The following is a 17,138-nucleotide window of genomic DNA, read 5'->3' as shown; positions in this document are numbered from 1 at the left end:
TCACCCTTGATCTTCATTCACCAGCCGGTCGCCGGCGCCGCGCAGACGCTGCTTGAGCGGCGCCCCCTCGAATTGCAGGACGCGATCCCCGAGGACACGGTCTGGATCGACATGATCCGTCCGACCCGCGAGGAGGACGTGAAGGTCGAATCCTTCATGGGCATCCAGGTGCCGACCCGCGAAGAGATGAAGGACATCGAGCCCTCCGAACTCCTCTATGTCGAGGAGGGCGCCCGCTACATGACCGGTCGCGTGCTGTCGAAGGTGAGCGATTCCGAAGAGCCGGGCCTGGCCGGCATCACCTTCATCCTCCGCGACAATCGCCTCGCCACGGTGCGCTACGAGGAACCGCAGGCGTTCCGGATGTACGCGCAGCGGGCCGGGCGCACCACCGGCAACGGGCCCTCGCGCTCGACCACCGGCGAGACGATCCTGGCCGGGCTGATCGAGGCGGTGATCGATCGCGCCGCCGACGTGCTCCAGCTTCAGGGCGAGCGCATCGACCGGTTGTCGCGAAAGATTTTCGAGGAACGGGACGACCCGTCCGCCCGGAACACTGCTCTGCAAGATACGCTGCGGGCGCTCGGACGCCACGGCGACCTGATTTCGAAGCAGCGCGAGAGCCTCGTCTCGATGGAGCGCATCCTGCTGTCGCTCTCGGCGACCTATCGCACCGCCAAGGCCCCGCGTGAATTGCGTGAGGATGTTCGCTCGACCCTGCGCGACCTGCAATCGCTGGAGGAGCACGCGACGTTCCTCTCCTCCAAGATTCAGTTCCTCCTCGATGCCACCCTCGGCCTCGTGAATCTCGAGCAGAACAACATCATCAAGCTGTTCTCAGTCATGGCGGTGGTGTTCATGCCGCCGACCCTGATCGCGTCGATCTACGGGATGAATTTCGAGACCATGCCGGAACTGAAATGGAGCTTCGGCTATCCCGCTGCGATCGGTATGATGGTGGTCGCCGCCGTGCTGCCCTATGTTTTCTTCCGCTGGAAGAAGTGGCTGTAACGATCGTCCTTAGATCGCGTGTCCTCAGGCCCTTGTTTGGATCCTGAAGATGGCGGTCTAGCGATCGACGCTCTTCAGATGGAGGTAGGCCGGATCGAACTCGGCCGCCTCGCACAGACCATTCCAATCGTGAATCGTCAGCGTACGGGCTTGCAGCGTGATCAAGCCTGCCTTCCGCAGGGCTCCGAGCGTCCGGGCGATGTGCACCGAGGTGAGGCCCATCGCATCGGCGAAGTCGGTCTGGCGCAGCGGCATCGGACAGGTCCGTCCCGTGCTCAGGCCCACCGCGCGCTGCCGCAGTGAGAGTTCGCAGAGGAGATGCGCTGTGCGGCCATAGGCCGATCGCCGCCCGTTGGCGGTCAACCAGCCACGGAACAACGCCGCATCGATCATGCTCTCGCGCCAGAGGACTGCGGCAAGTTCGGGCAGCCGCGCCGAAAGCTCGCGCAGCGCTTCGTGCGGTATCCGGGCCACCGTGCACGGCGTCAGCGCGGCGATGCCATGATCCAGAACGCCGAGATGCAGGCTCTGCAAGTCCGGCAGGTCGCCGGCGATATGGAAGGCGATGATCTGCCGTCCGCCACCGGGCAGGAATTTCAGGCGGGACACCCAGCCATCGACCACCGCCAGACAACAAGCCGGCCGCTCACCGTCTCGAAGGATCTCCTGGCCGGGTTCGTAGCTGCCTAACGAGACCGGCAACGTTCTGATCGCCTCGACCACCGTTTCCGAAAGCGTAGCGGTGCTCCGCAGCCGGCGGATCAAGGGAGGCACGAAACGGTCGGTCGTTGGGGACATGCGGCCTGTTTCGCGGACGGAATCGTGACGGAATCGTCGGCCGTCACCATCGAAGATGCGGCGACGCTCGGAACCGTGACGATGACGTGATCTGGCGTCCAGCCTGCGTGATCTTCCCATCGTTGAGAAGTCTTTTCAGCAAGGTCCGCGATGCGGGCCCTGGGTCAGACCGGGCTAGGCCGCAGCACGAACCCGGAAATCGAGGCGGAACACCACCTTTTTTGCCTCGTCGGTCGCCTCGAGGTGCCACGTGTCGCCGAAGCCGATGCTTTGGCCGCTCTCACCCAGCAGCGCGCCGGCATACTGGATCGCGAGGCGACGGGCCGCGTCGAGATCGGGGAGCAACATACCTTCCTCATCGCGAAGGTCGACGCCGTCCTGCACATTGAAGAAAAAGCGGGGCATCCGGCAACTCCTGAATTGCGTACGTCTTCCGACGCGTATGCGCCTCTCGATCGGACGCAATGACACCCAATTAAATTGCGCACAAGGCAAATTTTAGGCGTGAGCGGGTGTGTCCGACCAATCGTACGCGACGCCCGTCATCGTCTCCGACATGGCCCAAAGGCGCGCCGCGTCGGAAGGATCCGCCGCATGCGGAAAGACGCGGGCGGGCTTCGGCATGCCTCGTGCCTCCCAGACACCGTCCGGCCCATAGTAACCCCCGCCCCGCGCCTCGTGGGCGGTAGCCGCGAAGAGAACAGGCAGAGCTCCCTGCGCTGCGGATTGACCGGCGAGGGTAAACAAAGCCCGGCCGATCGCCTGCTGCAGCCATCCGGCCCGGTCGCCGCGGCGGAACACGTCGGTGAGCGCCAAACCGGGATGAGCGGCCAATGCACGCTCCTGTCGTCCCGCAGCTCGAAGCCGGCGCTCAAGCTCCAGGGCGAACATCAGCATCGCGAGCTTGGTCTGGCGGTAGGCCTTCTGCGGACCGTAGGTGCCGCGCCAGTGCGGATCGTCGAAGCGTATCTGCCCACTGCGATGGGCGAGGCTCGCCACCGCGACGATGCGGGTTTCGTGCGACGGCCGGAGGATCGGCAGGAGCAGGCCGGTGAGGGCGAAATGGCCCAGATAATTGGTCGCGAGTTGCCGTTCGAAGCCATCCTCGCTCTCCTCACGCCGGGGCACTGCCGCGATGCCTGCATTGAGGACGAGCAGGTCGAGCACGTCCCCGTCACGCTGCAACGCATCTGCCAAGGCCCGGACACTCGCGAGCCGCGCGGTGTCGAGTTCGCGGACGCTGAGGCGCGCGGAGGGATAAATTCGGGTGATCGTCGTCGCGATCCGGGCGCCCTTGGCCGGGTCGCGCACCGCCAGGATCACCCGAGCCCCCGCGCCGGCAAGCGCCAGCGCGGTCTCGTAGCCGATGCCGGAGCTCGCCCCGGTCACAAGGGCGATCCGACCGGTCTGCGTCGGAATGTCGGTCGTGGTCCATCGCCGTACCGCCATGGCGGGTCTCCTCTTACCAACACCGGGCAATGCGCGATCTTTGTGCATATCGACGCGGAATAACCCGTTCTGCGCCCAGCGAATTGGTCTTCGCCGGTGCTTTCGTGCTAACCCTTCCGAAGTCCCGACGATCCTGTCCGAGGACCGCTGCCGCCCCGTGCGTCTCGCTTTCCGCCGGGCCGCCGCTTGCCGCGCACGAAATTTTGCGTGGCACGACCCTCATCGAAAGACCCTTTCATGAGCGACGACACAGATGCCAAGACCCGCGCAGCCGAGCGCGCGGAGCGGTCCGAGCGCATGGCGCGCGAGGGGGCGCAGGCCATGGCCGAGCACCTTGCGGCCGTCAAGGCTGTGGATGAGCGCACGGTGAAGTTGCGGGCGCTGCGGCTCGCGAAGGAGGCCGAAGAGGCGGCCGCGAAGGCCGCCGAGCCGCCCGCGGCACCGAAGCGCAGCCGCAAGAAGGTCGCGAGCTGAGATGGCGATGGACCGTACCCGGCGACCGAGCGATCCGCGGCAGGCGGCCGAGGCCGCCTTCAAGGCCGTGACCCGGAAGGCGCCGGAAGCGGCGCCGACGGCGCCGACGCCGACGCCGACGGCGATCCCTGGCGCTCGCGAAAGCGTGTCACTGCGTATCGACCGGGCCGTCCTGGATCACTTCCAGAAGGACGGCCCGGGCTGGCAGGATCGGATCAACGCTGCCCTGAAGGCAGCCGCAGGTCTCTGAGCGTTCAAGCGGAAAGGGCGCGCTCCAACTCTCCCTTGGACATCTTCGAACGGCCGGGGATGTCCTGCTTGCGCGCCCGCTCCATCAGCTCCGCCTTCGTCGAGCCGCCGCGATCGGATGTGCTACCCGATTTGCCGCCGGTCTTGCGGGCCGTCGCCGTCTTCTTGGCGACATCTTCCGGCTGCTTCGAGTGCTGTTTCCCCTTGGCGGTGTCGGACCGCTTCTTCGCAGTCGACCGCTTGTATTCGGAATCCGAGAGCTTCTCGCGCGCCTTCTTGGGCAGGTAGCGTTCGCCGGTCTTGCCGCTTTCCTTACCCGATTTCGTCCCCCACTCCTCCTCGGTCCACTGCTTGAGGTGATTGTCGTCGGACTTCTTACCTTCGTAGCCGCCACCCTCCTTCTTGTATTCGGAGGTCGCCATCTGCGCCTTACGGGCGGACCATTGTCCCGGCTTCCCGCCCTTGGAGGATTTCGTCACCTCCTTCTTCACCTTGTCCCACAACTTCGGGTCGGTTTTCTTCGCGCTCTCGGCCATTGTTTCACTCCATGCTGCAGTGCATTGACATTCGGGTGTCAACAGGAGGCCGCAAAGTCGGTTCCGCGCGGGCCCATCACAACAGTGGATAGAACCGGCGCGAGCAACGGCGTTGACAGGAGCGAGGGAAGCTCTCACCTCCGCGCCATCAACCATCCGGCCGCGCGTGCGGCCGAGCGAGGATCGCGATGTCCGAGGCGAGCAGGCCGAAGGTGTTCATCGACGGCGAGGCCGGCACGACCGGTCTCGGCATCCGCGAGCGCTTGGAGCGCGACGGGCGCGTCGTTCTCATCAGCATCCCGCACGAGAGCCGCAAGGATCCGAACGCCAAGCGGGCGATTTTGGAAGAGGTCGACCTCGCGGTTCTCTGCCTGCCGGACGATGCTTCCCGCGAGACGGCGCACCTCGCCGATTCGTTGGCCGGGGGTGGCCCGAAGCTTCTCGATGCCAGCACCGCCCACCGCGTGGCGGAGGGCTGGGTCTACGGCTTCGCCGAACTGACGCGGGATCAGGCCAACGCGATCCGGAACGCTCGCCGGGTCGCCAATCCCGGCTGTTACCCGACCGGGGCCATCGCCCTGCTGCGGCCGCTCGTGGAGGCCGGATTGATCGCCGCCGATACGCCCATCAGTGTCAATGCCGTGAGCGGCTATAGCGGCGGCGGCAAGGGCATGATCGAAGCCTACGAAGCAGGACGCGCGCCAGCCTTTGAACTCTACGGCCTCGGCTTTGGTCATAAGCACCTGCCCGAATTGCAGACTTATGCCGGTCTGACCCGTCGTCCGATCTTCATCCCATCCGTCGGCAACTTCCGTCAGGGCATGCTGGTGAGTATTCCGCTGCACCTCGAGACGCTGCCGGCGCGCCCATCGCCCGGAGATCTCGAGGCTGTCCTCACGGATTGGTATGCCGGTTCGGATCAGGTCCGCGTCGTGCGTGGAGCGGAGGACGGCGCGCATCGTGAGCGGATCGAGCCAGAGGCGCTTAACGACACCGACCATTTGGAACTGCGGGTGTTCGGTGCGGATGGGCACCGGCAAGCGGTGCTGGTCGCCCGCCTCGATAATCTGGGCAAAGGCGCTTCCGGTGCGGCAGTCCAAAATCTAGGGCTGATGCTCGGCCTCGACTGACGCCGCGCGGGCGGCAACGTCACCTCGATCTGCGCGCCCACGGAGCGGCTGGTGGGATCGTCTGGAACCGCTTGATGAACGGCGTCGCCTGCCCGACCGGGCGGCGCCTAGCTTCCTACCGCGGTAAATGACGTCTCGCCCCAGTCGTTAGAGACCGTCAAGGATTGGTTGCAAGCGAGGGCTTCAATACTTTCGGCATCATTGTATTTTAATAAAGCCGAAGAATGATTCGGTCTTTCGTCTATAAAGCGCTGATCATTCAACTCATGCTCGTCCAGTCGAATATTTAGACAATTTATGGGCGAGTTCACACAACGAGCCTGGATGACTGAGCGCCAGGCGATACTTCATCGCAAACTCAAATCTAAGTTGGGCACAATCTAGTCTGTGCTACTCGCTGCCCCAACCTCGGCATTGCGATCCATCCACAGAAAATACGCAGCAGTGCGGCAGGGCGTCGCATGCTTCCGGGGTAGGGGCATGGTGCCGCGCCGGTGCGGAGGGGAGCACTGGCCTGTGCCTTCGGGATCGCCCAGGGGAAATGTCGGAGAGAATTCCAACATACTGATACCAACAGGTTTTTCGACCGTCACAGCAACTTTTCTTAACATATGAAATATTCGTTTCGGTTCAAAATCCTATGATGGATGCATTCCAGATGTCGCCGAAATACACCCTTTGGCGTTTTCATGGGAAGGCAGGGCATGTCAGATGTGCCCACTCGTTTCGATTTTGATCGATGCATGATCGAATAAAGATCGACAAACAGACTTGCTCCGGTAAAGCCCTGAGCTTACCGTGATGCAAGTAATCCTCCAGACTCAGAAGACGGCGCCATGGACACCACCGAACAGGACGCAGAAACCGCACGCCTCATCACCCTCGCGGCGGATGTGGTCTCGGCTTATGTCAGCAACAATCATGTCCAGAGTGCCGAACTGCCACGCCTCATCGGTGATGTGCATGAGGCGATCCGCTCCGTAACGGTCAGCGCCAAGCCGAGCGATAGCGGTCCGCCGAAGGCGACGCCGCAGGAGATCCGCAAGTCGATCAGTCAGGACTTCCTGATCTCGTTCGAGGACGGCAAGCCTTACAAGACGCTCCGTCGCCACCTGACGCTCCGGGGCCTCAGCCCTGAGGCCTACCGCGCGAAATGGGGTCTGCCGAGCGATTACCCGATGACCTCGACGAGCTATTCCGAGCAGCGTTCCGAGCTCGCGCGGGCCCTGGGCCTCGGCCAGCAGCGCCGCCGTCCCGAGGCTGAAGCCGCCGCAGAGCCGCCGCCTCCGGCCGAGCCTGAGGTCGAGGCTGAAGCGGAGGCCGCACCGGCGAAGAAGCCCCGCGCTCGCCGCAAGAAAGACGCGTGAGACTTCTCGCGCCGGCCGCTCTCAACCCGGCCGGCGCGAGGGCGTGAGCCGTACGCCCGGCGCCGGTCGCTCCAGGAGGACTTCACGGCGGAAGCGCACGAGGCGGGCCGGTCGTCCCGCCGTGCCGCTCGTAATGTCCTCGGTTTCCTCGACCAATCCCTGCTGCGCGACAAGACGGCGGAAGTTCTGCTTGTGCAGCCGCGTGCCGGAGAGTGCCTCGACGGTGCGCTGGAGCTGAAGCAGCGTGAAGGCCGGCGGCATCAATTCGAACACCACCGGACGGTACTTGATCTTGCCGCGCAGGCGGCCGATCGCGGTCGCGAGCACGCGGCGGTGGTCGAAGGCCATCGGCAGGCCCGTCGCCGCCGCGTCGTCGGGCACGGCCGCACCGGATTGCCCGCGTGCCTCCGGAATGAGACCGGCCTCGAACAATAGCTCGTAGCGCTCGAGCACCCGCTCCTCGTTCCATGCCCCGCCGAGACCGAAATTCAGGCTGACGCGGTCCTCTCGCAAGCGGCGCAGTTTGGCGTCCGGACCCTGAGCGACCCATTCCATCAGTCGCGGCTCAATGGCGGCCAACGCCTCGGGACGGCCCTCGCGGAAATCCTCCCACGGCAGGTAGCGATACCAGTTGCGCCACGCCGCCTCGGCGAGGCCGGCCGGGCGCAACTCGCGCACGAGGGCGAGATAGGCCACCGAGAGCAGATGGACGCCGCGACCGCCGCCGTCCCGATCTCGGTCGCCGAACGTGTAGAGTTGCTCGACATAGCCGAGACGCTGATGCGTCTGCTGCTCCACCCAGGCCCGCAATCCCCGTTCCAGGGTCGCGTGCTCGGGGACCAAGGGACCGGCCGGTAGGGCGCTGCTGCGTCCGGGCGCCTGCCCGGAAATCTGTACGGTCAGGGCGCGCGGCTCGCCGTCGGTTGCCGCCAGGATCACGGCGACGAGTCCGACCGCCGACGCGTTGTCGGCCCGTTCGAGGCCCTCCGTGGCGAGGGCGGCCACACCCGGTTCGGCCGTGCTCATCCCGTCGAACCCGATGCTCCCCGTCGCCGCAGATCTATGTGCAGTCCGAACTTTCACTCGCAGTGCTCATGCCGGATGGGAACCGGCACCGTCAACGAGGGGATCGGTCTCGGCACCTCGTTTGGCCGAAGCGCAAGACGCCATATGGCGCAAAATCACGGGCCACTGCTTCAACGCCGACCCGCGATGGGACATGCAGGCGAAAATCGTCGGTACCAATCGCCCCTTACGCGCCCGGAACGGCACGACCATTCGGGCACCGCTCAATGAACCGGGGGAGAGTCGCCGCGAAGGTGTCGAGCGACTTCGCGGCCGATCTCGACGGCGACGACATCGATGAGCTGCGCCAGGGGCGGATTGCGCAGGCCGACCACCAGACCCTTCATCGCGATGACGTGGTCGGCAAGGCGGTTGGCGCGACGCTGGGCGAGCCACTCGACGGGGCCACTGATCAAGCCTTCCGTCAGGTCGAATGCGAGCCCCTGTGACATGGCCGCGCCGGATGCGGGATCGCGAGCGAAACGTCCCATCAATCGAATCCACCGTGAACCCGCGTCTCGCGTGCGAAACTCCGTCTCGAACGGGTAGCCATCCGCGTCCGCCGCCCGAAGCATGCTCTCCAAACGCGCTGCATCCTCCGGGTCGATACGCGTGAGCGCCTGAGCCAGCGGAACATCGACCGCCGCATCTTCCGACAGCATGAGCAGTCGGGCGAGGGCGGGCGACAACGCGAAGCGATCACTCTGCGGGTCATGAGCCCAGGCCCCGATGCAGGATGAGGCAGCAAAGGCGGTCGAAAGATCAGGGTGGAAGGCCGTCATGTCGTCACCGAAACGGTTCGAACGTGGGTTCGCCCCGTCCGGGGCGGCCGTCCCGGACGTCCGCTTAAATTACCTGAGATTAATTTTGGCAGTCAGAGCCGCCGTGCGGAAGCCTTAGCTTCGATTGGATACTCGCGTAAAGCGTTTAATTCGTCCAATCAGTTGTATCAACCTGAGGTATGATTTTTCGGCAGTCCCGTGACGGCACGGCTTTAACGCCCGATTAACCATGTTGGGGTGAGATCACGGATCAGGGCATCCCGGCATCACAGGACGCGACGGTTCGGTCCGGGGCCCCCGAGAGGGGCTGCACGATGAAAGCGATCACGTTCGTCACGCAAAAGGGCGGCAGCGGCAAGAGCACGCTCTGCATCTCTCTGGCGGTCGCCGCCCAGGAGGCGGGCCACAGCGTCTGCATTCTGGAGATGGATCGGCAGGCGACGATTTCCGACTGGCTCGATCATCGCACCGCGGAGGGACCGGAGGTCGCCCAGATCGATGCCACGCAGATCGACGCCGTGATGGCGCGTCTGGCCGAGTCGGCCTACGACTACGTCTTCATCGACACGCCCGGCGTCGATTCGTCCGGCACGCTGTCGGCGATTCGCGCGGCGGATCTCTGCATCATTCCCTGCCGGCCGACCCCCGCGGATCTGCGCGCCTTCAAGCCGACGCTCGCGGCGGTGTATCGGTTGGAAAAGAAGTTCGCCTTCGTGCTGAACCAGACTCCGCCGCGCTCCTACCGCATCCGCGACGCCGCCGACGGGCTCGCGGTGCTCGGCATCCTGCCGGACGTCAACATCGTCGCCCGCACCGACCATCAGGACGCCATCGGCGTCGGTCAGGGCGTGACCGAATTCAACCCCAAGGGTCAGGCCGCGGGCGAGGTGCGCCGGCTCTGGAGCTGGATCGAGCGGCGGATGCAGGCGGCGCGTCCGCTGACTGGCCGGAACAGGATCGCGGATGGTCATGTCCAGGCCGCCTAAGCTCAGCCTCGCCTCGATCGTCGCGGAGGCGACCCCGAAGCCCACCCGGTCGCCGGGCGCCGAGATCGTCAGCCTCGACAGGGCGGCACCGCCCCCGGCGGCCGGGACAGGAACGCTCAAGCAGCGCGCCAAGCAGATGTCGGTCTATCTCGAACCGCCGGTCTACGACCAGCTGCGCGACCTCGCCTTTGCCGAACGCGCCAAGATGCACGGGCTGATGTTGGAAGCGCTCGATCTGCTATTCAAGCAGCGCGGCGCCCGCTCCATCGAGCAGATTCTGGGAGAGCGCCCGCGCTGACGCGCGACCGGGCTGTGCCTTCCAGCCGCCCTTAGAACCGAGAAGCTTCGAAAGAGCATGCCGCCACCGGTATGCCCTTTCGGGGCCTTCCGTCGTGCCGCCCTTGATCGGAGCTTCAAGGGGCGGCCTTCAATCGGATCGTTGTCGATCCTCGAAATCGCGGCCCGCACTGCAACCAACGGTGCGGGCGGGCTGGCGTAGTCTGGCGTTTCATCGCTCGGGATGTCGCTGCGCCGTCGGTCTGCGAAGATCGATGCGCGTGGGTTTCCGCTCGGAGCGATCAGAACGGCAGCAGGATATCCACGAGCTGCTGACCGTAGCGCGGCTGCTGCACGTCGGTGATCTGTCCGCGGCCGCCATAGGCGATGCGGGCCTGGGCGATTTTCGACGAATCGATGGTGTTGTCGGATTCGATGTCCTCCGGGCGGACCACACCGGCGACGATCAGTTCGCGCACTTCGAAATTGATGCGGATCTCCTGCTTCCCCTCGACCACGAGATTGCCGTTGGGCAGAACCTGATTGACCACCGCCGCGATGTTGGTCGTCACCGTCTCGGCCCGCTGGACCGAGCCCGCGCCATCGCTCGACGTGGTCGAAGTACCGGTGATGAGCTTGCCAGGGGTGATGCCCGCCGCCGCCACGGCGGCGCTGCTCTCCAACCCGAAGGCGTTGGGCAGACCGAGCCCCTCGGCGTTCGAGCGCGAGCGCTTGGTCTCGTTGTTGAGATTGGCCCGATCGGTGACGTTGACCTTCACGGTGAGGAGATCGCCGATGCGAGCGGCGCGCTGATCCTTGAAGAACGCCCGCGAGCCGGTGCGCCACAGGGAGTTCGGCGCGTAGCTCACCGGCTGGATATCCGGCATCGCCATGCGGACCGGCTTGTAGCCCGGCTGGCTGGTCGGATCCTCGATCGCCGAGAGGGAGGGCGTCGCGCCGACCTGCGACAGGCGGTCGACGGTGTTGCAAGCGGCCAACGGCGCGGCGGCGCAGAGAGCCAGGGCGAGACGGGGGAGGCGCGCGGTCATCGGAGGGGATGCCTTCGGAACGAGGATCAATTGACGCCGGGCCGCGCGGGAAGCGCGCTGGCCTGGAGGACGGGCTGTGCCGCCGGAGGGCTGACCGAAACGCGGCCGGGGCCGATCACCACGGCCTGCAGAACCTTCTTCGAGGCGCCGTTCGTCACGGAGACGCTGGCGCCCAGCCGCCCGCTCTCGTTGGCGGTGCCGCGCATGGCCAGGGACACGCCGGTCGTCTCGAACACGATGGTGACGGCATCGCCGCGGCCGACGAGTTCCGGGGGCGCCACGTCGCCCGAGCGCAGCACCTGCCCGGCGCCGACCGGGCGCTGCGCGACTTGACCGACGGCGAGCGCACCGGCCGCGACGGCATCCGTCGGCACCGTTTCGCGGGGGCGGCGCTCGACGGCGAGGTCGGCGGCGGCGACCGCTTCCCCACGGGCGAGATTCCGGGTCAGTACCGCGACTTCCCGGATCTCGACAGCGACGCCCGCGACCCGGAGCGAGGCTTGGCGCTCGCCCAGCACGATGAGCCCGGCGACCCGGCGGGTGCGCGGATCGTAGGTCACATCGACCGCCGCAGCCGGGCCGTCGAGGTCCACGGGCGCCAGCAGGGACGGTGCCTCGCCGTCGAGGCGGACCGACAGCGCCTTGGGATCGAGGCCGTAGGCGCTGTCCAGCGAGCGCTTGAGGGCCGCCTCGATCTCCGGTGCGCCCACCCGACGGGCGGCGCGCTGCACGCTCACCTGCACCCGGCCGCCGGTCTCGATGCCGGTGATCCCGAGGGACGAAGCCGCCTCGACGATGCGGCGTGCCTGGATCGTACCGACGGCACCGAGGCCGGGGGCGCGGAACAGCGCCCGGTCGGCAAGATCGGCGGGCGCGCCCTCGACGAGATCGCCGAGGCTGAGGGTGTCGCCGCGCGCCGTGACGTCGCCGCGCAATCGCAGCGTCGCATCGGCGGCCATCAGCGGCGCGGCGAAAACGGCGAGCATCGCGAAGAGCGCGAGCGCGAGGGCGGTTCGGCCGAAGGCACCGCGGGACGGCGGCATCACGGCGAGGCGGGTCGGGCGGCGGATCGGACGGAGGGCGTGCATCACGATGATCCTCAACCGCGGAACATCTGCGAGGTGGTGGAGAGCATCTGGTCGGCGGCGGTCACGACCTTCGAGTTCATCTCGTATGCGCGCTGGGCCGCGATCAGCGACGAGATCTCGGTGACCGCGTTGACGTTGGCCTCTTCGAGATAGCTCTGCTGGAGGTTGCCGAAGCCCTCCGAGCCCGGCAGGCCGGTCACGGCGGGACCCGAAGCCGCGGTCTCGATGAACAGGTTGTCGCCGATCGATTCGAGACCGACCTTGTTGACGAAGCGGGCCATCTGGAACTGACCGAGGGTCTGGGGCGCGGTCTGACCGGGGATCGTCGCCTGGACCGCGCCGGTGGCGCCGATCGTCACCGATGTGGCCGTATTCGGCACGGTGATGCCGGGATCGAGCAGATAACCGTCGCGGGTCACCATCTGCCCCTGGGCGTCGAGGTCGAACGAGCCGTCGCGGGTATAGGCGGTGCGCCCGTCGGGCATCCGCACCCGGAAATAGCCCTCGCCGCGAATCGCGACGTCGTAATCCTTCTCGGTCATGGTCAGGGTGCCCTGCGACATGACGCGGGCGGTCGAGACGGTCTTCACGCCGGAGCCGAGGGCGAGGCCGGCGGGCAGAACCGTATTCTGATCCGAGGTCGAGGAGCCGGAGCGGCGCAGGTTCTGGTAGAGCAGATCCTGAAAATGCGCTTGCTGGCGTTTGTAGCCGGTGGTGCGCAGGTTCGCGATGTTGTTCGAGATGACCTGAACATTGAGTTCCTGGGCCGCCATGCCGGTGGCGGCAGCGTAGAGGGCGCGCATCGGGGCCGATCCTTATGCGGGGCGCGATCAGGCGACGTCAGCGAGGCGGCGGATCGCCGTGCCGCGCAGATCGTCGAGGCGCGAGACGATGCTCGACACCATGGAATAGGTGCGGTTCACGTCCATCAGGCGGGTCATCTCGATGACCGGCTTGACGTTGGAGCGCTCAAGAGCGCCCGGCTCCAGACGGCTCTCCGGCCCGGCGGGCTGCGGGGCGGCCTGGGCGGAGAACAGGTTGCCGCCCTCGTTCTGGAGGGCCTGCGGATCTGCGAAGGTCACGAGGCGGATGCGGCCGCGCACGCCGAGATTGGTGGAGATCGTCCCGTCGGGGGCGATGCTCAGACCGGTCTCCTGCTGGCCGATGGTGATCGCGCCGCCATCACCCTGCACGGCGTAACCGTCGGAGGTGACGAGATTGCCCTGAGGGTTGAGCTCAAAAGCCCCGTTGCGGGTGAAGCGCGGACCCTGCGGCGTCTGCACCGTCAGGAAGGCGTCGCCGCGAACCGCCACATGCAGCGCGTTGCCGTCGGGCTCGACCGGCCCCTGGGACAGGTCGAGCGGCGTGCCCTGGTCGATCACGTAGGAGACCCGCCGGTCCTGCCGCTGGAAGCTGTCGGCGGAGGCCACCGGCATCAGGTATTCCTGGAAGCGTGCCGAGCGGCCCTTGAAGCCCGTGGTCGAGACGTTCGCCATGTTGTTGGCGATGACGTCGAGCTCGCGGGCGAGCGCGGTCTGGGCGGAGACCCCAACGAAGAGCGCGTTCTGCATGGCTGGCCTCGAATGACGGCGGCGGATGCCCTCCCTCCGCAGGGTCCGTGCCAGACCTGGAAGCTTCATTTACCTTAATGAAAACATGGATTTACTCAAAGAATCCATCTTCCGGCGCTGGGACCGCCGAAGCCTCGCGGCAAGTCCGACCCGGCAAATTCTGCCCTGCTTAAGCGGACGTTAACCACGCCGGTCGAGAACGGAAGCGGGGCTGCGCGTCCGGCGCGCGGACCTTTCCGTGCCACTCCTCTCCATCACGAGCAGCACATGGCGAAGAAGCCCAAGAAGGCGCCCGAGACGGCAGGCGAGGGGGGCGAGGCGGAAGCCCCGAAGTCCAAGAAGAAGCTCATCGTCATCGTCGCGGCCGTGCTCCTGCTCGGTGGTGGGGGCGGTGGCTACGTCTTCATGAAGAAGAAGGCAGCCGCGGCGGAAGCCGAGCACGGCGCGCATGTCGACGTGAAGATGCCGGCCGTCTTCGTCGATGTGCGCGACATGATCGTCAATCTCAGCGCGGATCCCGGCCAGACCAAGAACAGCACCCTCAAGCTGCGCATCGCGCTGGAACTGAAGGACTCCAAGGTCGAGTCCGAAGTGAAGCCGCTGATGCCGCGGGTCGAGGACGCGTTCCAGACTTACCTGCGCGAGATCCGCGCCAGCGATCTCTCGGGCTCCGCCGGGCTCTATCGTCTGCGCGAAGAATTGCTGCGCCGCGTCAACATCGCGATTCATCCGGCGAAGGTTGAGGCCGTGCTGTTCAAGGATGTGATCGTCCAATGATCGGCCCCGAGGACGAACTCGACGACGATTGGGCAGCAGCCTTCGCCGAGCAGGGCGCCGAGGGCGGCGACGCGACGCTTGCCGAGGAATGGGGCGCGGCGCTCGCCGAGCAGGGCACGACCAAGAGCGCGGGCGACGTCGCTGCCGAATGGGCGACGATGATCGAGGACGGGGAGACGGAGAATCTCCCCGAACTCGCCGGCAACGATCGCATCCTGAATCAGGACGAGATCGACGGCGTTCTCGGCTTCTCCCTGCGCGAACTCTCCGCCTCGGGTGCGGGGGGCGTGCGCGCCATCGTCGATTCGGGCGTCGTTCAGTACGAACGCCTGCCGATGCTGGAGATCGTCTTCGACCGGATGATCCGGTTGCTCTCAACCTCCCTGCGCAACTTCTTCCAAGACAACGTCGAGGTCACCCTCGACAACATCACCTCGGTCCGGTTCGGCGATTACCTCAACGCGATCCCGCTGCCGACGCTGCTGGGCGTGTTCAAGGCCGATCTCTGGGAGGGCTCCGGCCTCGTCACCGTCGAGCAGACGCTCGCCTACTCGACCATGGACCTGCTTCTGGGCGGCAAGCGCGGCGTCTCGTCGAGCCGGCTCGACGGGCGCCCGTTCACGACGATCGAGATGAGCCTCGTGCGCCGCCTCGTCGAGATTATCCTGACCGACCTCGAACTGTCGTTCCAGCCGCTCTCGCCGGTGCGCTTCGGCATCGATCGCATCGAGACCAACCCGCGCTTCGCAACGATCACGCGGCCGGGCAATGCCGCCATCCTGATCAGCCTCAAGCTCGACATGGACGGCCGGGGCGGCGGGATGCAGATCCTGTTTCCCTACGCGACGATCGAACCGATCCGTGAACTGCTCATGCAGAGCTTCATGGGTGAACGGCTCGGGCGCGACCAGGTCTGGGAGAGCCATCTCGCCACCGAGATCTGGCAGGCGGATCTCGAGATGGAGGCGGTGCTGCACGAGGTGACGCTGCCGTTGAAGCGCGTGCTCAACCTCAAGGTCGGCGATACCCTGATGTTCGACCGCAAACCCTCCGACCTCATCACCGTTCGCTGCGGCGACTGGGCCCTGACGCAGGGCCGGATCGGCCGGATCGACGACGCCATCGCGGTGCAGATCGCCCGGCCGCTCCGCCAATCCCGCACGACCCTCCAGGCCTACGAGGCCTCGATGCAGAATCGCAACGACGGCTAGGACGGCGGCCTCCCATGACCTTCTTCGTCTCCTTCGCCGCCGACATCCTCGTCGCCGTCCTGCTGGTGGCCACCATCGCCTCCTCGGTGCGGCTGTCGCAGCGCATCAGCAAGCTCAAGGCCGATGAGGCGGCGCTGCGCACCACCATCGGCGACCTCGTGGTCGCCAGCGCCACCGCCGAGCGGGCCATCGCCGGCCTGCGCGCCACCCTCGACGAGTGCGACCGCACCCTCGCCGAACGCCTCGGGACCGCCGAGCGCTACTCCACCGACCTCGCCGCCCATGTCGCGGCGGGAGAGAGCGTGATCGCCCGGATCGCCGCCATCGTCGGGCAGGCTCGCCCGCCGGCCGTTCCGGTGACGCCCGCGCCCACGACTGCGGCGCCGCGTTCTGTTTCTACCGAGACTGCGGGCGGCAATGGCGAGCGGGTCGGCGCGGCCCTCGCCGCCGCCCAAGCCCTCTCCGAGCGCGCCCTCGACCGCCTGAGGGCCAAGGCCGCATGACCCTTCCCGCGCGCCGCCTCGCCAAGCTCGCGAGCCTGCCGGCGCGCCCCTTCCGGCTGCGCCTGATCGATGCCGTGATCCTGGCCGCGATCGGTCTCCTGGTCCTGAAGCTGACGACTCTGCTCGGCAGCGACCCGCGCCCGGTCGGGACGCCGCTGCCCGACTTCGCCCGTGTGCTGGCCCATGCGCGCAGCAATTACGAGCCCGCCGACCCGACCACCACCGGCTCCGTCTCGACGCCGGAGAAGAAGGCCGAGCCCGCCCCCCCGCCGGTCTATCAACCGCAGGTGCCCGAGCCGGTCTCGCCGACCGAGCGGGCGCTGCTGGAGAAGCTCTCCGCCCGCCGGGATGCGCTGAAGCAGCGCCAGGACGCCCTCGATCTGCGGGAGCAGATGCTCAAGGACGCGGAGCGGAAGCTTGAGACCGGCGTCTCCGATCTCAAGGAGGCCGAGGAGAAGGTCGAGGCCGGCAGCGCGAAGAAGGGCGACGCGGAGAAGGCCGGCCTCAAGACGATCGTGACGATGTACGAGACGATGAAGCCGAAGGACGCCGCGCGGGTGTTCGACCGGTTGAGCCTCGAGACCCTGGTGCCGATCGTCCTGGCGATGAACCCGCGCAAGATGGCCGAGGTCCTGGCCCTGATGGGTTCGGAGCCGGCGGAGCGCCTGACGGTGGCGCTCGCCAACCGCGCCCGCGGTCTCGATGCGCCGCAATCCGCCTCCGCCGCACCGATCCTGCCGCCGGGGGAATTGCCGGCGATCGATCCGGGGTCGAAGGCGGTTCGCTAGCGCAATCGTCCGACGAAGGAGAACGCCG

21 protein-coding genes are annotated in these 17,138 nt (G+C 66.5%); 11 read left to right on the top strand and 10 right to left on the bottom strand.

Annotated elements, in window-relative coordinates; all coding sequences use genetic code 11:
• The first annotated feature begins 6 nt into the window (after nt 1–6).
• Nucleotides 7–1,011: a magnesium/cobalt transporter CorA gene (gene corA / locus OWC43_RS00560; RefSeq protein WP_137827349.1), complete on the top strand. Its 1,005-nt coding sequence runs from the start codon at nt 7–9 to the stop codon at nt 1,009–1,011.
• Nucleotides 1,012–1,068: 57 nt separating this feature from the next.
• Here the strand turns inward: corA and OWC43_RS00555 are convergent, their stop codons facing one another.
• The 3 genes from OWC43_RS00555 to OWC43_RS00545 all read right to left on the bottom strand — a co-directional run bounded on the left by OWC43_RS00555 (nt 1,069) and on the right by OWC43_RS00545 (nt 3,258).
• Nucleotides 1,069–1,734, bottom strand: coding sequence for a Crp/Fnr family transcriptional regulator (locus OWC43_RS00555; protein ID WP_393955305.1), 666 nt, complete (start codon nt 1,732–1,734; stop codon nt 1,069–1,071).
• Between the two features lie 249 nt (nt 1,735–1,983).
• Nucleotides 1,984–2,214 (bottom strand): DUF6894 family protein, encoded by a 231-nt coding sequence (locus OWC43_RS00550; RefSeq protein ID WP_137827347.1) that lies wholly within the window; start codon nt 2,212–2,214, stop codon nt 1,984–1,986.
• 93 nt (nt 2,215–2,307) lie between these two features.
• Nucleotides 2,308–3,258 carry an oxidoreductase gene (locus OWC43_RS00545; RefSeq protein ID WP_393955304.1) on the bottom strand — a complete coding sequence of 317 codons (951 nt, stop codon included), beginning with the start codon at nt 3,256–3,258 and terminating at the stop codon, nt 2,308–2,310.
• A 237-nt stretch (nt 3,259–3,495) separates the two neighbouring features.
• Between OWC43_RS00545 and OWC43_RS00540 the strand changes: the two genes are divergently transcribed.
• Nucleotides 3,496–3,732 (top strand): hypothetical protein, encoded by a 237-nt coding sequence (locus OWC43_RS00540; RefSeq protein ID WP_137827345.1) that lies wholly within the window; start codon nt 3,496–3,498, stop codon nt 3,730–3,732.
• A 1-nt stretch (nt 3,733) separates the two neighbouring features.
• Nucleotides 3,734–3,982: a BrnA antitoxin family protein gene (locus tag OWC43_RS00535; protein ID WP_393955303.1), complete on the top strand. Its 249-nt coding sequence runs from the start codon at nt 3,734–3,736 to the stop codon at nt 3,980–3,982.
• Between the two features lie 4 nt (nt 3,983–3,986).
• Here OWC43_RS00535 and OWC43_RS00530 read toward each other — a convergent pair whose 3' ends face one another.
• Nucleotides 3,987–4,517, bottom strand: coding sequence for a hypothetical protein (locus tag OWC43_RS00530; RefSeq protein WP_137827343.1), 531 nt, complete (start codon nt 4,515–4,517; stop codon nt 3,987–3,989).
• A gap of 188 nt (nt 4,518–4,705) precedes the next feature.
• Between OWC43_RS00530 and argC the strand changes: the two genes are divergently transcribed.
• Both argC and OWC43_RS00520 read left to right on the top strand, forming a co-directional pair.
• Nucleotides 4,706–5,647 carry an N-acetyl-gamma-glutamyl-phosphate reductase gene (gene argC, locus OWC43_RS00525; RefSeq protein WP_393955302.1) on the top strand — a complete coding sequence of 314 codons (942 nt, stop codon included), beginning with the start codon at nt 4,706–4,708 and terminating at the stop codon, nt 5,645–5,647.
• Nucleotides 5,648–6,483: 836 nt separating this feature from the next.
• Nucleotides 6,484–7,014 carry a MucR family transcriptional regulator gene (locus OWC43_RS00520; RefSeq protein WP_393955301.1) on the top strand — a complete coding sequence of 177 codons (531 nt, stop codon included), beginning with the start codon at nt 6,484–6,486 and terminating at the stop codon, nt 7,012–7,014.
• A 21-nt stretch (nt 7,015–7,035) separates the two neighbouring features.
• Here OWC43_RS00520 and OWC43_RS00515 read toward each other — a convergent pair whose 3' ends face one another.
• Nucleotides 7,036–8,040 carry a hypothetical protein gene (locus tag OWC43_RS00515; RefSeq protein ID WP_393955300.1) on the bottom strand — a complete coding sequence of 335 codons (1,005 nt, stop codon included), beginning with the start codon at nt 8,038–8,040 and terminating at the stop codon, nt 7,036–7,038.
• Nucleotides 8,041–8,303: 263 nt separating this feature from the next.
• Nucleotides 8,304–8,861, bottom strand: a complete 558-nt coding sequence (locus OWC43_RS00510) for a hypothetical protein (protein WP_393955299.1) — start codon at nt 8,859–8,861, stop codon at nt 8,304–8,306.
• A 314-nt stretch (nt 8,862–9,175) separates the two neighbouring features.
• Here OWC43_RS00510 and OWC43_RS00505 point away from each other — a divergent pair, with 314 nt between their 5' ends.
• Together OWC43_RS00505 and OWC43_RS00500 are read left to right on the top strand one after the other, a co-directional pair.
• Nucleotides 9,176–9,847, top strand: a complete 672-nt coding sequence (locus OWC43_RS00505; RefSeq protein WP_137827339.1) for a ParA family protein — start codon at nt 9,176–9,178, stop codon at nt 9,845–9,847.
• Complete coding sequence (locus OWC43_RS00500; protein WP_137827338.1) at nt 9,831–10,145, top strand: ribbon-helix-helix domain-containing protein; 315 nt, start codon at nt 9,831–9,833, stop codon at nt 10,143–10,145. Before OWC43_RS00505 ends, OWC43_RS00500 begins: the two co-directional genes overlap by 17 nt.
• Before the next feature lie 280 nt (nt 10,146–10,425).
• Here OWC43_RS00500 and flgH read toward each other — a convergent pair whose 3' ends face one another.
• From flgH to flgF, 4 genes are read right to left on the bottom strand one after another with little or no spacing between them, the layout of a single operon-like run.
• Nucleotides 10,426–11,172: a flagellar basal body L-ring protein FlgH gene (gene flgH / locus OWC43_RS00495; RefSeq protein WP_137827337.1), complete on the bottom strand. Its 747-nt coding sequence runs from the start codon at nt 11,170–11,172 to the stop codon at nt 10,426–10,428.
• A gap of 26 nt (nt 11,173–11,198) precedes the next feature.
• On the bottom strand, nt 11,199–12,260 hold the full coding sequence (gene flgA, locus OWC43_RS00490; protein WP_393955298.1) for a flagellar basal body P-ring formation chaperone FlgA: 1,062 nt from the start codon (nt 12,258–12,260) through the stop codon (nt 11,199–11,201).
• An 11-nt stretch (nt 12,261–12,271) separates the two neighbouring features.
• Nucleotides 12,272–13,063 (bottom strand): flagellar basal-body rod protein FlgG, encoded by a 792-nt coding sequence (gene flgG, locus OWC43_RS00485; protein WP_393955297.1) that lies wholly within the window; start codon nt 13,061–13,063, stop codon nt 12,272–12,274.
• A gap of 27 nt (nt 13,064–13,090) precedes the next feature.
• Complete coding sequence (gene flgF, locus OWC43_RS00480) at nt 13,091–13,831, bottom strand: flagellar basal-body rod protein FlgF (RefSeq protein WP_393955296.1); 741 nt, start codon at nt 13,829–13,831, stop codon at nt 13,091–13,093.
• 267 nt (nt 13,832–14,098) lie between these two features.
• Between flgF and fliL the strand changes: the two genes are divergently transcribed.
• The 4 genes from fliL to OWC43_RS00460 are packed head-to-tail and all read left to right on the top strand — an operon-like array spanning nt 14,099 to nt 17,110.
• On the top strand, nt 14,099–14,608 hold the full coding sequence (gene fliL, locus OWC43_RS00475; RefSeq protein ID WP_393955295.1) for a flagellar basal body-associated protein FliL: 510 nt from the start codon (nt 14,099–14,101) through the stop codon (nt 14,606–14,608).
• A complete protein-coding gene (fliM, locus tag OWC43_RS00470) occupies nt 14,605–15,819 on the top strand; it encodes a flagellar motor switch protein FliM (RefSeq protein ID WP_137827332.1) in 1,215 nt (404 codons plus the stop codon). Before fliL ends, fliM begins: the two co-directional genes overlap by 4 nt.
• A gap of 14 nt (nt 15,820–15,833) precedes the next feature.
• Nucleotides 15,834–16,322, top strand: a complete 489-nt coding sequence (locus OWC43_RS00465; RefSeq protein WP_393955294.1) for a DUF6468 domain-containing protein — start codon at nt 15,834–15,836, stop codon at nt 16,320–16,322.
• Complete coding sequence (locus tag OWC43_RS00460; RefSeq protein ID WP_137827330.1) at nt 16,319–17,110, top strand: MotE family protein; 792 nt, start codon at nt 16,319–16,321, stop codon at nt 17,108–17,110. The genes OWC43_RS00465 and OWC43_RS00460 overlap by 4 nt, the downstream gene beginning before the upstream one ends.
• Nucleotides 17,111–17,138: the final 28 nt, after the last annotated feature.

It is taken from the genome of Methylorubrum sp. POS3 (assembly GCF_043352485.1).
GTDB classification, from domain to species: Bacteria; Pseudomonadota; Alphaproteobacteria; order Rhizobiales; family Beijerinckiaceae; genus Methylobacterium; species Methylobacterium suomiense.
Note: the sequence above shows the minus strand (reverse complement) of the source record. Positions and strands in the feature narration are given on the sequence as shown.

Coding starts and splice junctions, on each gene's coding strand:
- OWC43_RS00505 (WP_137827339.1), top strand. CDS start 9,176: ATGAAAGCGATCACGTTCGTCACGCAAAAGGGCGGCAGCGGCAAGAGC.
- OWC43_RS00500 (WP_137827338.1), top strand. CDS start 9,831: ATGTCCAGGCCGCCTAAGCTCAGCCTCGCCTCGATCGTCGCGGAGGCG.
- flgA (WP_393955298.1), bottom strand. CDS start 12,260: ATGCACGCCCTCCGTCCGATCCGCCGCCCGACCCGCCTCGCCGTGATG.
- flgF (WP_393955296.1), bottom strand. CDS start 13,831: ATGCAGAACGCGCTCTTCGTTGGGGTCTCCGCCCAGACCGCGCTCGCC.
- OWC43_RS00465 (WP_393955294.1), top strand. CDS start 15,834: ATGACCTTCTTCGTCTCCTTCGCCGCCGACATCCTCGTCGCCGTCCTG.
- OWC43_RS00545 (WP_393955304.1), bottom strand. CDS start 3,258: ATGGCGGTACGGCGATGGACCACGACCGACATTCCGACGCAGACCGGT.
- OWC43_RS00530 (WP_137827343.1), bottom strand. CDS start 4,517: ATGGCCGAGAGCGCGAAGAAAACCGACCCGAAGTTGTGGGACAAGGTG.
- OWC43_RS00520 (WP_393955301.1), top strand. CDS start 6,484: ATGGACACCACCGAACAGGACGCAGAAACCGCACGCCTCATCACCCTC.
- OWC43_RS00515 (WP_393955300.1), bottom strand. CDS start 8,040: ATGAGCACGGCCGAACCGGGTGTGGCCGCCCTCGCCACGGAGGGCCTC.
- argC (WP_393955302.1), top strand. CDS start 4,706: ATGTCCGAGGCGAGCAGGCCGAAGGTGTTCATCGACGGCGAGGCCGGC.
- fliM (WP_137827332.1), top strand. CDS start 14,605: ATGATCGGCCCCGAGGACGAACTCGACGACGATTGGGCAGCAGCCTTC.
- flgH (WP_137827337.1), bottom strand. CDS start 11,172: ATGACCGCGCGCCTCCCCCGTCTCGCCCTGGCTCTCTGCGCCGCCGCG.
- OWC43_RS00540 (WP_137827345.1), top strand. CDS start 3,496: ATGAGCGACGACACAGATGCCAAGACCCGCGCAGCCGAGCGCGCGGAG.
- OWC43_RS00510 (WP_393955299.1), bottom strand. CDS start 8,861: ATGACGGCCTTCCACCCTGATCTTTCGACCGCCTTTGCTGCCTCATCC.
- OWC43_RS00550 (WP_137827347.1), bottom strand. CDS start 2,214: ATGCCCCGCTTTTTCTTCAATGTGCAGGACGGCGTCGACCTTCGCGAT.
- OWC43_RS00535 (WP_393955303.1), top strand. CDS start 3,734: ATGGCGATGGACCGTACCCGGCGACCGAGCGATCCGCGGCAGGCGGCC.
- OWC43_RS00460 (WP_137827330.1), top strand. CDS start 16,319: ATGACCCTTCCCGCGCGCCGCCTCGCCAAGCTCGCGAGCCTGCCGGCG.
- fliL (WP_393955295.1), top strand. CDS start 14,099: ATGGCGAAGAAGCCCAAGAAGGCGCCCGAGACGGCAGGCGAGGGGGGC.
- flgG (WP_393955297.1), bottom strand. CDS start 13,063: ATGCGCGCCCTCTACGCTGCCGCCACCGGCATGGCGGCCCAGGAACTC.